The organism is Flavobacterium calami, from assembly GCF_038290035.1.
GTDB classification, from domain to species: Bacteria; Bacteroidota; Bacteroidia; order Flavobacteriales; family Flavobacteriaceae; genus Flavobacterium; species Flavobacterium calami.
In genome coordinates, this window is record NZ_JBBYHS010000002.1 from 129,155 (window position 1) to 142,400 (window position 13,246).

Consider the following 13,246-nt stretch of genomic DNA (forward strand, 5'->3'; position numbering starts at 1 on the left):
TTTTAGTTGTTATTTAATAAGTTTATGAATGTACTTTGTTATAATTATAATGTTGAGGTAATGTAATACTGATATAATAAAAATAATAACAGCTGTTTTGAAACAGATGATTTCGGTTAATTGCGTTACCGATATTATTTTTTGCCAGAAAATCAAGGTCATTGCACAATAACCAATGTTTAAAAGGTAATAGCCTAAAAGCAAAACCTGATTGATTTTTTGACAGATATCAGCATGATTCGGAATCAGTTCTGCGACATAAATATTTCCGTTTTTGTAACAGATTTTTCCAACTCTCAGAATAATAAAAATCGTAATACTGAGGTAAATGATATAGGCAATGATGTTGAGGTTCATATATTAGCTTTTTTATAAATTAATACAGAAAAATATATTACCAATATTGGAGGAAGGGCAAATTGAGTAAATTCCAAAATAGGCATATAGATAATGTTTGAGTTGCATATCCAGCAAAAGAAAAATAAGCCCACACCAGATAAATACCATTTTAGCATGTTGTCTTTGGGGTCGCAAAATAAAAGTGATACACCTGAAACAACTTGAAACAACCCAATTATTAGTGTAAATATTAACCCATAACCAATTAAATTTCCACTGCTTTCTTGTGTTATAAAACCTAAAGCAATAAGGATAATTGAAATACCAACTAAAAAAATGTTCATGCAGTTTAAAATTTTCATAATTATTGATTGTTTTAAACTTTCAGAAAAAAATGAAAGTTTTGATTAAATTTTTTTATTTCATGATTTTCATGACCAATTTCCCCAGCCAGTTATCATTAAACTCCGTCATTTTATCCAACATATTGTCTGCTTTTAAAACAAAATCGTACAATTTAGTAGTCTGATCAACAAAGTGTTTTTCTTCTGCTGAATCTTTGGCTTCGATTGTCGAAACTTCTTTTAAGATTTTAAGAGCTGGTTTGATTTCTCTTTTACTTCTTTCTCTCGAAATTTTTACAGCTAATTCGTCTAAATCTTTTTCGGCAGTAAAAAACTCTTTTCTTTCTCCGGCTTTGTATTCCTTGTAAACAATTCCCCAATCCATTAAAGCACGAAGGTTCATGCTGGCGTTTCCTCTGGAAATCTGCAATTCCTCCATAATATCTTCCATAGAAACAGCTTCGTTCGAGACCATCAATAAAGCATGAATCTGTGCCATGGTTTTATTAATGCCCCATTGAGAACCTAATGCTCCCCAGGTTTGTACAAACTTATTTTTTGCTTCTTTGAATTCCATGAAGCAAATGTAAGTAAAAGTTTTTAAACTTTCAAAAATAATTGAAAGTTATTTTTATAATAAATAGTTTGTTAAAATTTCTATATTTGCCCCGAATGAATAAAATCTCTATGAAAAGTAATTTCAAATTTAAATTAAAGAACTATGGTCAAATGTTTTTTGTATTATTTGCCATCTTCGTTGGGTGTAAACGTGTAGAAAAGACAAATGATAGTCAATTGGCAGTAGAGAAGAAAGTTGAGATTTCCTCTAAAGAAATACAACGAATCTTGAACACAAAGGTTAATCTGGAAAGCAACTTAGTTACTGATGATGTAACATTTAGCCTTCCGGATAATTATTACTTTCAAACAAGCACAATAGATACAAAAGATCTTGGCGAGGATGCAAAGATTGGGAAAATAGATTTGAAGACAAAAGAGGGGTATGATATGGTTCAACTCACAAATTCTCTTTTCACTCTTACTCAATTAGCAGATGAGTACGTAAACGTTATAAAAGATGATAGGCCTAATTTGCTTACAATTGAAGATTTAAAAAAGGATCGTGACATTGATACTGTTTATTATGAAAATAAAAACAGCATTGTTTTTAGTGAAGGTAAAACTTTTACAACATTACATTTTCAATATGACCCAAAAACGGGTTCCTACTATATTTATAATGGAGAAATTAGCTGGAGTAAGGAGATTTCTCAGGAAGATAAACTGGATCTGGCTTTTTATTTTTTAAGAAATGCTAAAAATCTTTTGAGTACAAATTTGACAAAACAAGAATTTGAATGGAAGGATTATGTAGAAAACAGACCTAAGTTTGAAATAAACATGATGAAATATTTCTTCAAAAATTTCAATAAAGAAATCAATACTTTTTTGAGCGTGGGAGAATCTTCGGCACCAGCTTATAATGGTTATTCATTTATTAAATTACATCGGATTACACCAGGTAAAGAAGGTTTGTTTTATGATTATCTAAATAAACTTGCTGAAGGTAAATTTAGGGAAGCATATGAAGAAGGTTGGGCAAAGGATTTATTTTATTCTGAGAAACAACTAAAGATAACTCCAAAAGGAAATGCTTCTGTTGTAGAAATTACTGATTTGTATGAAGGAAAAGTCTATTCAAGAGAATTTATGGTTTTTACTATATTTAACCAAAACCATAAATCTTTTATACTAAAGACCGATAATCGCCTAAATGAAAAAGTGGTAGATTTTTATGCAAAAATGTTTAATTATTATTCAGAAAATAACACATTAGAGCTATCTAAATAAAAAATAATTATGAAAAAAAATATTGCCGTTTTATTGGTTTTAGTTTTGGCGTCATGCAATCCTATTGGTGAAACTCTTGGAGAGACTCCATTGTTTGAAAATACAATTTCATCAATTGATGATATAGAATTGAAAAAAGGTGATGAAGTTGTATTTTGGTCTAAAGTTGCTACCCGAAAAGACTCATCATTTTTAAAATACAAAATGAGATACAGTATTAGCTGTGAAGGTAAAATAGTTAAATATGACAGTACTTATATTTCCGATGGGATACATGCTATAAATTCTAAAACCGAAATTGATGAAATTACACATAGTTTTGAAAAAGGAAAAGACTCAATAGAATATGCCAAAAACTGGGAGTTTGAAATAGAGAACATCTCTTTCGAAATTCCTAAGGATGGTAAATATAATTTTGATTTTAAATTTTATAGTCCTGAAATGGAATTTTTCGCAAAAAATAGCAGTAGTACATCTATTATAATTAGAAAGAAATAAAAAATGGTCGTCAATTTTTGACGACCATTTTTTATTGAAATTGTTGGATGTTCTCTTCGAACTCCAAATCATTTTGATGTTGAAAATATTCTGTATAAAATGATTTGTGAATGATGTAATAGGAAATATAATAAATCAGAAATGCCGATATTACCGCTAACCAAATGAAAGAGAAAATTTTGTCTTCTATGAAAAATAAATAGCCTTTTGTAAAATCAAAAATTTCTTTAATATCTTCATAATAACTGAAGATTGCTATTGCGAAAGGAATTATTTTGGTTGTAAATCTAAATCTTGAAAGTAGGATAATGGCAGTTATTTGTATAGGAATTTTATAAAAAACATTTACATTTCTTAATTCCTCTTGAATCGAAAAATAACTATAACAGATGAATAAAATAATTAAGACACTGTAAATTGCCAGATGTATGTTTCTTTTGGTTTTTAACTTAACAATGTAGTCTTTAATTAATTTCGGGCTTTTCTTTGAAAATAACAGCACAAAAAACGGAATCAAATTAAATATCGGTACAAGCGAAAGGGAATTAACTATACCAAAATACTTTTTAAGTGAATAATTTCTGTACTGAATCAAATTGGCTAAAAAGCGACCGCTTACAAATAAAACAAAGAAGCTGGAGAGATAAAATAAAATTTGGGTAATTTCAAGATCATTAAATGAATAGAATGAAATTCTAAAAGCGTTGCTCCCTAAATCTACAATTGACATTAATAAAATGGTGTAGCTGATTATAAATCCCCATTTAAAAAAGTTACCTGAAATAGGTTGAACATCCAACGGATTAATAATTTTTTTCAAGGAGAGAATTCGGTTTGAAATGTAAAAAAAGCCTGCTAATACCATTGCTGTTTTAAAAGCAATTAATAAGAATATAAAACAAACAATAAGATCCTGAATATAAGGAGAATCTCCTATAAAAGAAAAGTAGTTAAAAAATTCATCGACATTGCTTTCGATAATGTAAAACATAATAATCACCAATGAAAAATAAGATAAATAGGTCTTAAAATTAGCTTTTGATTTTAAATTAGCTTCATTCTTGAAATAGGAAATTGAAAAATAAAGTATTGGAATAATAAAAGTAATAAAATCGAGAACAGTGCCAATATTAGAACTATTCTCGATGTCTAGATAATAATCTATTGTATGGTATAAGTCCTTTCTTAGAATATAGTAAGGAATAAATAGCAATTGTAGTATAATGCCCTTTTGTTTGAGATTGTTTCTGTAAAAATACCAGGCAAATACCAGACTATGTAAAAACCATGCTTGAGTTTTATATAAATTGTCATAAGTAGTTGTTTCTGGTCCGTAAAAAGAAATAAAATAATTGTTGCAGTAAAAGAATGCTATAATCAAACTTAATATCCAAATAAAATCTAATGCTTTTTTTTGTGTAATCGAGAAGAGGTGGCTCATATAATAAATTGTAATAAAATTGAAATATTAGGAAGCAAATATATATATAAATATCCTTTATTAGTAAGAAAAGTTTTAGCGAATATTGCAATGTTTTATTTCAAAGAAACCCAGGAAAAATCTTCCTGAGTTACAGATGATTTATAGATATGAATTATAAAGTTGTGTTAATTCAGCCCTCAAAATTTTAGATTACATAATGAGAAGGATATTTTTGTAAAAATCACTTTTTATGGAATTATACTACACCTTTTCGGTACTTATTGTACTGGCTTCTTTCTTCGCCTATTTAAATCTGAGATTTTTAAAACTTCCGGGAACGATCGGAATCATGATTATTGCCATGTTGGTTTCGGTAGGCATTCGTCTTTTGGGAGATTCTTATTTTCCTGCTACTACCAGACATTTTTTTGAGTTAATAAAACAATTTGATTTCAACGAAATCTTAATGGGTGCTATGTTGAATTTTCTTTTGTTCGCAGGAGCACTGCACGTAAATATGGCTGATCTTAAAGAACAAAAGGTGCCCATTATGATTTATTCTACGGTTAGTGTGGTCTTGTCTGCTTTAATTATTTCCATGTTGGTGTATTACATCTCACCACTTTTGGGAATAAATATTCCTTATATCTTCTGTCTGGTTTTCGGAACCTTAATTTCTCCAACCGATCCAATTGTGGTTTTGGGAGTTTTAAAGGAAGCAAAAGTTCCAAAAAGAATCGAAACAAAAATTGTTGGAGAATCATTATTTAATGATGGAGTAGCGGTAGTAATGTTTGCAGTTGTTCTTAAAATGGCAACCGATCCAACTTTTGATGCCACATTTAGTTCAATTACCTGGTTGTTTGTAAAAGAAGGAATTGGTGGACTTTTATTAGGAGTCTTTTTCGGATTCACAGCTTCAAAAGTCATGAAGAAAATTGACGATTATAAAGTTTCTGTTTTAATTACTCTTTCGATCGTAATGGGAGGATTTTTAATTGCCCAAAGCTTACACGTTTCCAGTCCGTTGGCAATGGTTGTTGCCGGATTGATTATAGGTAATTATGGTAAGAAAGTTGCCATGAGTGAAGTCACTAAAGATTATCTGGGTAAGTTTTGGGAACTTATCGATGAAATTTTAAATGCTGTTTTATTCTTATTTATTGGTTTTGAATTGCTCTTACTTCCAGATTTGAACAAACAATTACTAACTGGTTTCGTTGCTATCTTTATAGTATTGTTTTCAAGATTAACATCAATTGTTTTACCGTGGAAATTCTTTGATATTTTTAAGTTTTTCGGAATCAGATCGGCTTATAACAAAGGCTCTCTGATGGTTTTGGTCTGGGGAGGAATTCGTGGAGGAGTCTCTATTGCGTTAGTACTTTCTATGCCAGAAGGAGAATATAAAAACCTTTTACTTGAAGTAACTTATATTGTTGTTTTATTTTCAATTGTGGTACAAGGATTAACGGTTGGGAAGTTGGCGAAAAGAGTTTTGGAGAAAGAGTAGAGAATATAGAGAATAGAGTCAAGAACAAAGATTTTATTTTTAAACCATTTGATAAAAGACTTGCAAGAATATTTGCAGGTCTTTTTTTATCACTTATCTTCTTTAGAATAATTTGATTCTCCGTTAATATTAATTTCTCCACCTAAAAAATGAGGTTCGCGATTTCTTAAAACATCGAAAAAGGATTTACATCTCGAAAGACATTCTCTAAATTGGACATACTTGTAACCCAAATATTCTCCTTTATTCGCAGAGAAACCAACTGATTTTACGCCCAATTGATTTCCAATATAGATCGCTCGGTTTAGATGGTATTTCTGCGAGATCAAAGTTGCTCGTTTGATTTTGAAAATATGTTTCGCGCGATACATCGTCGAATAGGTATCGAAGCCAGCGTAGTCAATAAAAATTTTTGTGGTGTCAACTCCGTGATCGTAACAGTAGTTTTTCATAACCGTTAATTCATCATATTCTTCACGACCATTATCTCCAGAAAGTAAAATTTTATTAATGCGTTTTGCTTTCCAAAGCATAATTCCGGCATCCAGGCGATCTTTTAAATATTTGCTTGGCTGATCTCCGTTAATTCCGGCTCCAAAAATGATTCCGACATCATTCTTAGGAAACTTTTTAACCGAATAGTAAATCTTGGTTTTAGTGGAAGAGGTGAGGTAATAATTGATGGAAACAATCGCAAGAAGTCCTATGATTACAAGGTAAAGTAAGATTCTGAAATATTTTTTCACTGCTAATTTTGTAAGATTAAGAATGTGAAGATAAGTAAATTTATCTTTTATCAAAGCATAAAAAAACCGAGGCACTTTCTACCTCGGTTCTAAATTATCTAATATTCTAAGAAGTCTAAAAATCTAAGAAAGTCTAAAGTAATCCCGCTCTTTTCAATAAAGCTTCAGGTTTTGGTTCCTGGCCTCTAAAGCGTTTGTAAAGCGTCATTGGGTGTTCTGTACCTCCTTTTGAAAGGACGTTATCTTTGAATTTTTTCGCTATTTCTGTATTGAAGATTCCATTTTCCTGGAAATATTCAAAAGCATCAGCATCCAGAACTTCCGCCCATTTGTAACTGTAATATCCTGAAGAATAGCCTCCTTGGAAAATATGAGAGAAAGCCGTGCTCATAGCATTTTCTTTTACATCAGGATACAATTGAGTGTTGGCAAATTGTTCGGTTTCGAAAGCTTTTAAATTGGTGATATTTGTTGGATCTTGTCCGTGCCAAGCCATATCTAATAATCCGAAACTTAACTGACGCAAAGTTGCTAAACCTTCCTGAAAACTCGCACTTTCCTTGATTTTCTGAACATATTCAATCGGAATAATTTCTCCCGTTTCGTAATGATTCGCAAACAAAGCCAAAGCTTCCGGTTCATAACACCAGTTTTCCATAATCTGACTTGGCAATTCTACAAAATCCCAAAAAACAGAAGTTCCTGATAAACTTGGATAAACTGTGTTTGCTAACATTCCGTGCAAACCGTGTCCGAATTCGTGGAATAAAGTGGTTACTTCATTAAAAGTCAATAATGAAGGTTTTGTTTCTGTAGGTTTTGTAAAATTACAAACGTTAGAAATATGTGGTCTTTCGTTTACGCCGTCTTTTACGTATTGTGATTTGAATGAAGTCATCCAGGCACCGTTTCTTTTTCCTTTTCTTGGGAAAAAATCAGCATAGAAAATTGAAACCAAATTATTTTCAGCATCTTTTACTTCATAGGTAATCACTTCTTCGTGATATTTATCAATGTCAAAAACTTCGGTAAAAGTCAATCCAAATAGTTTGTTAGCAACTGTGAAAGCACCTTTTAAAACTTTTTCTAACTGAAAATAAGGTTTTAGCTTTTCATCATCCAAATTAAAAAGCTGTTGTTTTAATTTTTCAGAATAATAAGCGCCGTCCCATTTCTCTAATTGTTCAATTCCGTCTAGCTCTTTTGCGAAAGCAGTCAATTCTGCAAATTCTTTTTGGGCTGCCGGTTTTGCTTTTGCTAATAAATCATTTAAAAAAGAGAAAACTTTTTCAGGGTTTTGCGCCATTCTTTCTTCCAGAACAAAATGAGCGTGTGTTTTGTAACCTAATAAATTAGCTCTTTCATGACGAAGTTTAGCGATTTTTAAAACATTCTCTTCGTTATTGAATTCGTTTTTTTGAAAACCTTTAGCACCAAATGCAATAGCCATTTTTTTACGCAGTTCGCGATTGTCAGCATAAGTTAAAAACGGAATGTAGCTTGGATAATCTAAAGTAAAAATCCAGCCTTCTTTTTCCTGATTTTTGGCCAATAATCTCGCCGCTTCGATTGTTCCTTCCGGTAAACCTGATAAATCTTTCTCATCGGTTAAATGCAATTCGAAAGCATTTGTTTCTGCCAAAATGTTTTGTTCAAATTGTAACTTTAACTTAGATAATTCTTTATCAATTTCGCGTAAGCGGTCTTTTTTGTCTTCAGCCAGATTAGCTCCGTTTCTCGAAAAACTTTTATACTTTTTATCTAAAAGTGTGGCTTGCTCCGGAGTTAAATTCAGACTTTCTTTTTGATCGTAAACGACTTTTATTTTCGAAAATAATTCGGCATTCAGTGTAATGTCATTTCCAAATTCAGCTAATAAAGGCGAAACTTCCTGTGCAATTTTCTGCATTTCGTCATTCGTTTCAGCCGAATTTAAATTGAAGAAAATACTCGAAAGACGATCTAAAATATCACCTGAAAAATCCATTGCTACAATGGTATTTTCAAAAGTCGGCGCATCCGGATTATTTACAATGGAATCAATTTCGGCTTTCGCCAAAGCAATCCCTTCCTGAAAAGCGGGAAAATAATCTTCTATTTTAATCTGCGAAAAAGGTGCAGTGTTATGTTTGGTATTGAAATATTGTGTTAATACGCTCATAGTGTTTACGCTATTTAAAAATATAAAATTAGAAAATCATAATTTGAATTTCTCTGTATCCTGAAAAGTATTCCAAAAACGAAGTAATTCTAAATTAGTATTTTCGATACGATAATAAAGTGAAATGTGTTTTGTGATGACAATTTTATAAACGCTTTTGTAGTTGGTTTTTATAAATAAAACATTGTCATTTTTTAAAAGTTCTATTGTGGTATTTACTTTCTCAATGAAATTTTGAGCGACTTTTTCAGACCATTCGGCTTCCAAATAATCGATGTTGTTCCAAAAGTCTTGTTTAGCTTGTGGAGCCCAAATTATATTCATTATTTAAAGTATTTTGAATAACGATTTTTGGTTTCTTCCATAACAACATCATGAGAAATACCTTCATTATTATCTAAAGAATAAATAGCCTCATTTATATTGTTTTTTTGTTCTTCAGAAAGGCTTTCTTTAGATTGAATGAACTCCACAATTTCCTGAATTAAATCAGGATTATCAATGTCTAAAACAATTTTAGCGAGCTCTATTTTAGAAGTTTGAATGTTCATTTTTGCTTTTTTCTCAAAGTTAAGTTTTTCTTTTAGAATTTTTTATAATGAATCGTTAATAATTCTAATGGTCTATTCCGCAAAGAATCTCAAAGAAAAAACACAGAGATTCACAAAAATTTGTGTGGCTCTGTGTCTTATTTGTGTATCTCTGTGAAATTACTTCTTTAAACCTTCAGCCGCTTTATTAACCGCAGCTTTCAATTCTTCTTTATAAGAAATAATAGTATCTAAAACTTTTTTATCGTGGCTTCCGATTATTTGTGCCGCTAAAATTCCGGCGTTTTTTGCTCCGTTTAAGGCAACTGTTGCAACAGGAACGCCACCCGGCATTTGTAGAATCGATAATACCGAATCCCAACCATCGATAGAATTGCTTGATTTTACGGGAACTCCAATTACAGGAAGCGGAGACATTGAAGCCACCATTCCAGGTAAATGCGCCGCACCGCCCGCTCCGGCAATAATTACCGAAATACCGCGAGTATGTGCGTTTTTGCTAAAATCGAATAATTTTTCCGGCGTTCTGTGTGCCGAAACGATATCTACTTCAACTTCTACATTAAATTGTTTTAATATGTCGATTGCATCCTGCATAACTGGCATGTCTGAGATGCTTCCCATTATAATGGCTACTTTGCTCATTTGTTTTTTGTTTATTTTGTTTCAGGTTTTAAGTTTCAAGTTGTTGGAAACTGTAAATACTGTTTGTTTTAATCTATTTCAGGAATCATATTCCAAATATCAATTTTGAATTCTTCTTGAATTGCTCTTAAATAAGAGATTGAATTAATTTCATTATCAATTTTGTCTTGAAAATATTTTTTTATCTCTACATCAGTTTGAAGATTTCTATCATTTATTGATTCTCTTCTTCGCTTGATATAGTTTTTTCTATCCTCAACTCTTTTTTGATTATTTAAGTCTAAAAGTACGATAAGGTTATTTGCTTCATCATCATTTGGCTTTGCAAAATATTCACCTTCATTGTAGATAACTCTACTTTCGAAATCATCAACATGTGGCAATAGTATAGGTTCTATCCAATTGTTAGTTTTTCTTTGATTTGGAAGGTGTTTGACTTTATACCAATTATAATAGTTGTCTTCTAATTGGTCTTTTAAGTTTGGATTGAAATGTTCAATGTCATTTGCATCATCAAATCCTATATAGTGTTCTGTGTAAGCACAAAATCCTTTTTGTTCTTTTAAAAGAAGTAAACCTAATTTAGAATTATCTCCTTTAGATTTATAAGTTATCTTTCCAGAAATAATTTGAGAAATCGGAGATTTAAAAACTCTTTTCATTCATTAAAAATTATACTTATCTCCAATAGATTCAATTTCATCTTGAAGTTTTTGTTTTACTTCATCATTTTCTTCGAAGAGCATTTGTCTTCTTTTTTCAAGATATTCATTGTACGCTTTTTTGCCATATTTATTTATATAATCAATTCCGAAATCATTGTAAAGCATATCATTTGGATCATCTCCAATAGGTGAGGTACCTCTACGAGCCGCTACTTTTCCTTCTTCATCAAAATATAAAATAAATCGTTCCTCCGGTTCAAATGATGCGGCAATAAATGGAGAATGAGTTGCAATAATAAATTGTGCTTCTGGAGCAAGATTTTGATAAAAATCCATTAAGTCCATTTGCATATCTGGATATAATGATCTCTCAGGTTCATCAATTAAAATTACTGAATCTTTCGTCTCTAGTTTGAATAAAGGCAATGATGTTAAAAGTAATTGCTTTGTCCCTGTACTAATTTTTTTTACTGGAATATTTTCTCCTGTAATTTTGTGTTTTAAGGGAATAATGTTTTTAGTATTTGCAATATCAACTTCAAGCTGAATCTTATCTAAAATTATATTGAACTTCTCAGAAAAATCGATAAGAGGATTACTGTTACGTTTTCTCCATTCATCAACTTTTTTTTGTGATGAATTATCTAGAACACTTCCACTATTAATCAACTCTGTTGCAAATTGTAAAAAATTTTGCAAAAAATTAATGTTTACTTCAAGTAAAGAAACCCAAATAGATTCTTCGACTCTATCATCAAAAGTTAATCTGGTGTTTAAATGATCTTTTAATTTTTCTTTTAAGCTTTTATATCTTTCAGTAAGTAAAATGGTTTCCTCTTCGAAAATTTTTAGATTTTGATTTGATAAAATATCTGGAGTTATATGATAAATTTTATTTTTAAAATCTAAGACATCACGACCTCCACCACTATAACTTTTTTCAAAAAAAGTATATTTTTTATTATCGATTTCTATAGAGGCCTTTTCTTGTTTATATTGAGTTGAATTTGCTTCAAAATTCAACTCAATATTATATGGAGCAAAAACTCCCATATCTATTATTTCATGATCATTTATAATTCTTAGATCAAAAAATGCGTCTATAACTGAATTAATCAATTCCAGCAATCCAGTTTTTCCAGTAGCACTTTGCCCAATAAAACATATTTTGTCTAAAGGTTTTCCTCTTTTTTCCTCGATATGAAAATCTTCAGGGTAAGTAAAATCAAAATCAAGATTTTCCAAATGTCTAAACTGATTGATATGTAATTTTGAAATTTTCATTTATTGAATTTTTACAAATCTAATTAAAATATAGTTGCTATTTAAATTGAAAAACTGTGACTAATCACTAATTACTATGCACTAATCACTCTAATAGTATTCTTAACTTCCTGCGCAATTCGTCTCGCTTCGGCCATATTTTCATTTACGATTGTTACGTGACCCATTTTTCTGAACGGACGCGTTTGTTTTTTACCGTAGATATGTGGCGTAACACCATCCCATCCTAAAATGGTTTCGATGTTTTCATAAACGACATTTCCAGAAAATCCTTCAGCGCCTACTAAATTTACCATAATTCCGGCAACTTTACTGTCTGTGTTTCCTAACGGAAGATCTAAAATAGCGCGTAAATGATTTTCGAATTGTGATGTATAACTGGCTTCAATAGAATAATGCCCAGAATTGTGTGGGCGAGGAGCAACTTCATTTACTAAAATTTCGTCATCCTGAGTCTGGAACATTTCAACTGCTAAAAGTCCAACGTGATTGAAGTTTTCCGAAACATTCAAAGCAATTGCTCTTGCTTTTTCGGCAACTTTTTCATCGATTCTTGCAGGACAGATTACATATTCAACTTGGTTTGCTTCTTGGTGAAATTCCATTTCTACAACCGGATACGTTTTCATTTCTCCTGATGGATTTCTGACCACAATTACCGCCAATTCATTTTTGAACGGAACCATAGTTTCGGCAATGCATTCTACGTTTGGAAGCGTATCTAAATCTGAAACTTGACGCACTATTTTTACACCATTTCCATCATAACCAAATTCGGTACATTTCCACACGAAAGGCAACTGTAAATCGTTGATTTTAGATTTTAGTTGATCTAAATTTTCAAATCTTTCGAAAGGTGCAGTTGGGATATTGTTTTTAGCGTAAAAATCTTTTTGAACGCCTTTATTTTGAATTCCTTTTAAGGTTTTTGGAGATGGATATACTTTTAAACCTTCATTTTCTAATTGCGTTAAAGCTTCCAGATTTACCAATTCGATTTCGAAAGTCAAAACATCGACTTGTTTCCCGAAATTATAAACTGTTTCATAATCCATTAAATCGCCCTGAAAGAATTTGTTGCAGGCAATTTTGCTCGGTGCTTCGTCACTCGGATCTAAAACGTAAGTTTGTATGTCAAATTTTCTCGTGTCAAACAAAAGCATTTTGCCTAATTGTCCGCCACCTAATATTCCTAATTTAAAATCAGAAGAAAAATAATTCATTGT

Annotated in this window: 15 protein-coding genes; 3 read left to right on the forward strand and 12 right to left on the reverse strand. The window is 31.0% G+C overall.

Translation table 11 applies throughout. The features are described from left to right. Nucleotides 1-9: 9 nt before the first annotated feature. Genes AAEO57_RS02010 through AAEO57_RS02020 form a run of 3 tightly spaced genes read right to left on the reverse strand, consistent with a single transcriptional unit; the run spans nucleotide 10 to nucleotide 1,260 of the window. Nucleotides 10-357: a hypothetical protein gene (locus tag AAEO57_RS02010; protein WP_341689022.1), complete on the reverse strand. Its 348-nt coding sequence runs from the start codon at nucleotides 355-357 to the stop codon at nucleotides 10-12. Beyond that, nucleotides 354-701 carry a hypothetical protein gene (locus AAEO57_RS02015; RefSeq protein WP_341689024.1) on the reverse strand — a complete coding sequence of 116 codons (348 nt, stop codon included), beginning with the start codon at nucleotides 699-701 and terminating at the stop codon, nucleotides 354-356. The genes AAEO57_RS02010 and AAEO57_RS02015 overlap by 4 nt, the downstream gene beginning before the upstream one ends. A gap of 55 nt (nucleotides 702-756) precedes the next feature. Continuing rightward, entirely contained in the window at nucleotides 757-1,260 is a 504-nt protein-coding gene (locus AAEO57_RS02020) for a GbsR/MarR family transcriptional regulator (RefSeq protein WP_031455643.1), read from the reverse strand. A 95-nt stretch (nucleotides 1,261-1,355) separates the two neighbouring features. Between AAEO57_RS02020 and AAEO57_RS02025 the strand changes: the two genes are divergently transcribed. After that, nucleotides 1,356-2,534, forward strand: coding sequence for a hypothetical protein (locus AAEO57_RS02025; protein ID WP_341689029.1), 1,179 nt, complete (start codon nucleotides 1,356-1,358; stop codon nucleotides 2,532-2,534). A gap of 9 nt (nucleotides 2,535-2,543) precedes the next feature. After that, complete coding sequence (locus tag AAEO57_RS02030; protein WP_341689031.1) at nucleotides 2,544-3,032, forward strand: hypothetical protein; 489 nt, start codon at nucleotides 2,544-2,546, stop codon at nucleotides 3,030-3,032. Nucleotides 3,033-3,063: 31 nt separating this feature from the next. On the opposite strand, the gene AAEO57_RS02035 is transcribed toward AAEO57_RS02030, so the two are convergent. Continuing rightward, complete coding sequence (locus tag AAEO57_RS02035) at nucleotides 3,064-4,473, reverse strand: hypothetical protein (RefSeq protein ID WP_341689033.1); 1,410 nt, start codon at nucleotides 4,471-4,473, stop codon at nucleotides 3,064-3,066. Nucleotides 4,474-4,705: 232 nt separating this feature from the next. Between AAEO57_RS02035 and AAEO57_RS02040 the strand changes: the two genes are divergently transcribed. Then, the gene (locus tag AAEO57_RS02040; RefSeq protein WP_341689035.1) at nucleotides 4,706-5,968 is read left to right on the forward strand and encodes a cation:proton antiporter; all 1,263 of its coding nucleotides are present in this window, start codon (nucleotides 4,706-4,708) and stop codon (nucleotides 5,966-5,968) included. 89 nt (nucleotides 5,969-6,057) lie between these two features. Here AAEO57_RS02040 and AAEO57_RS02045 read toward each other — a convergent pair whose 3' ends face one another. The 8 genes from AAEO57_RS02045 to AAEO57_RS02080 form a co-directional block, all read right to left on the reverse strand. Then, the gene (locus AAEO57_RS02045; RefSeq protein WP_341689037.1) at nucleotides 6,058-6,714 is read right to left on the reverse strand and encodes a SanA/YdcF family protein; all 657 of its coding nucleotides are present in this window, start codon (nucleotides 6,712-6,714) and stop codon (nucleotides 6,058-6,060) included. 133 nt (nucleotides 6,715-6,847) lie between these two features. Then, nucleotides 6,848-8,875 carry a M3 family metallopeptidase gene (locus AAEO57_RS02050; RefSeq protein WP_341689038.1) on the reverse strand — a complete coding sequence of 676 codons (2,028 nt, stop codon included), beginning with the start codon at nucleotides 8,873-8,875 and terminating at the stop codon, nucleotides 6,848-6,850. 36 nt (nucleotides 8,876-8,911) lie between these two features. Beyond that, nucleotides 8,912-9,199, reverse strand: a complete 288-nt coding sequence (locus tag AAEO57_RS02055) for a type II toxin-antitoxin system RelE/ParE family toxin (RefSeq protein WP_341689040.1) — start codon at nucleotides 9,197-9,199, stop codon at nucleotides 8,912-8,914. Continuing rightward, nucleotides 9,199-9,426 carry a hypothetical protein gene (locus AAEO57_RS02060; RefSeq protein ID WP_341689042.1) on the reverse strand — a complete coding sequence of 76 codons (228 nt, stop codon included), beginning with the start codon at nucleotides 9,424-9,426 and terminating at the stop codon, nucleotides 9,199-9,201. Before AAEO57_RS02060 ends, AAEO57_RS02055 begins: the two co-directional genes overlap by 1 nt. A gap of 159 nt (nucleotides 9,427-9,585) precedes the next feature. Beyond that, nucleotides 9,586-10,071, reverse strand: coding sequence for a 5-(carboxyamino)imidazole ribonucleotide mutase (gene purE, locus AAEO57_RS02065; protein ID WP_012022518.1), 486 nt, complete (start codon nucleotides 10,069-10,071; stop codon nucleotides 9,586-9,588). Nucleotides 10,072-10,139: 68 nt separating this feature from the next. Continuing rightward, on the reverse strand, nucleotides 10,140-10,733 hold the full coding sequence (locus tag AAEO57_RS02070; RefSeq protein ID WP_341689048.1) for a hypothetical protein: 594 nt from the start codon (nucleotides 10,731-10,733) through the stop codon (nucleotides 10,140-10,142). Nucleotides 10,734-10,736: 3 nt separating this feature from the next. Next, nucleotides 10,737-12,020 (reverse strand): AAA family ATPase, encoded by a 1,284-nt coding sequence (locus AAEO57_RS02075; RefSeq protein ID WP_341689050.1) that lies wholly within the window; start codon nucleotides 12,018-12,020, stop codon nucleotides 10,737-10,739. A 74-nt stretch (nucleotides 12,021-12,094) separates the two neighbouring features. After that, on the reverse strand, nucleotides 12,095-13,243 hold the full coding sequence (locus AAEO57_RS02080) for a 5-(carboxyamino)imidazole ribonucleotide synthase (RefSeq protein WP_341689052.1): 1,149 nt from the start codon (nucleotides 13,241-13,243) through the stop codon (nucleotides 12,095-12,097). Between the last annotated feature and the right edge of the window lie 3 nt (nucleotides 13,244-13,246).

Bases quoted from the DNA above. Each gene is read 5' to 3' on its own strand.
- AAEO57_RS02010 (WP_341689022.1), bottom strand. From the start codon at position 357: ATGAACCTCAACATCATTGCCTATATCATTTACCTCAGTATTACGATT.
- AAEO57_RS02015 (WP_341689024.1), bottom strand. From the start codon at position 701: ATGAAAATTTTAAACTGCATGAACATTTTTTTAGTTGGTATTTCAATT.
- AAEO57_RS02020 (WP_031455643.1), bottom strand. From the start codon at position 1,260: ATGGAATTCAAAGAAGCAAAAAATAAGTTTGTACAAACCTGGGGAGCA.
- AAEO57_RS02025 (WP_341689029.1), top strand. From the start codon at position 1,356: ATGAATAAAATCTCTATGAAAAGTAATTTCAAATTTAAATTAAAGAAC.
- AAEO57_RS02030 (WP_341689031.1), top strand. From the start codon at position 2,544: ATGAAAAAAAATATTGCCGTTTTATTGGTTTTAGTTTTGGCGTCATGC.
- AAEO57_RS02035 (WP_341689033.1), bottom strand. From the start codon at position 4,473: ATGAGCCACCTCTTCTCGATTACACAAAAAAAAGCATTAGATTTTATT.
- AAEO57_RS02040 (WP_341689035.1), top strand. From the start codon at position 4,706: ATGGAATTATACTACACCTTTTCGGTACTTATTGTACTGGCTTCTTTC.
- AAEO57_RS02050 (WP_341689038.1), bottom strand. From the start codon at position 8,875: ATGAGCGTATTAACACAATATTTCAATACCAAACATAACACTGCACCT.
- AAEO57_RS02055 (WP_341689040.1), bottom strand. From the start codon at position 9,199: ATGAATATAATTTGGGCTCCACAAGCTAAACAAGACTTTTGGAACAAC.
- AAEO57_RS02060 (WP_341689042.1), bottom strand. From the start codon at position 9,426: ATGAACATTCAAACTTCTAAAATAGAGCTCGCTAAAATTGTTTTAGAC.
- purE (WP_012022518.1), bottom strand. From the start codon at position 10,071: ATGAGCAAAGTAGCCATTATAATGGGAAGCATCTCAGACATGCCAGTT.
- AAEO57_RS02070 (WP_341689048.1), bottom strand. From the start codon at position 10,733: ATGAAAAGAGTTTTTAAATCTCCGATTTCTCAAATTATTTCTGGAAAG.
- AAEO57_RS02075 (WP_341689050.1), bottom strand. From the start codon at position 12,020: ATGAAAATTTCAAAATTACATATCAATCAGTTTAGACATTTGGAAAAT.
- AAEO57_RS02080 (WP_341689052.1), bottom strand. From the start codon at position 13,243: ATGAATTATTTTTCTTCTGATTTTAAATTAGGAATATTAGGTGGCGGA.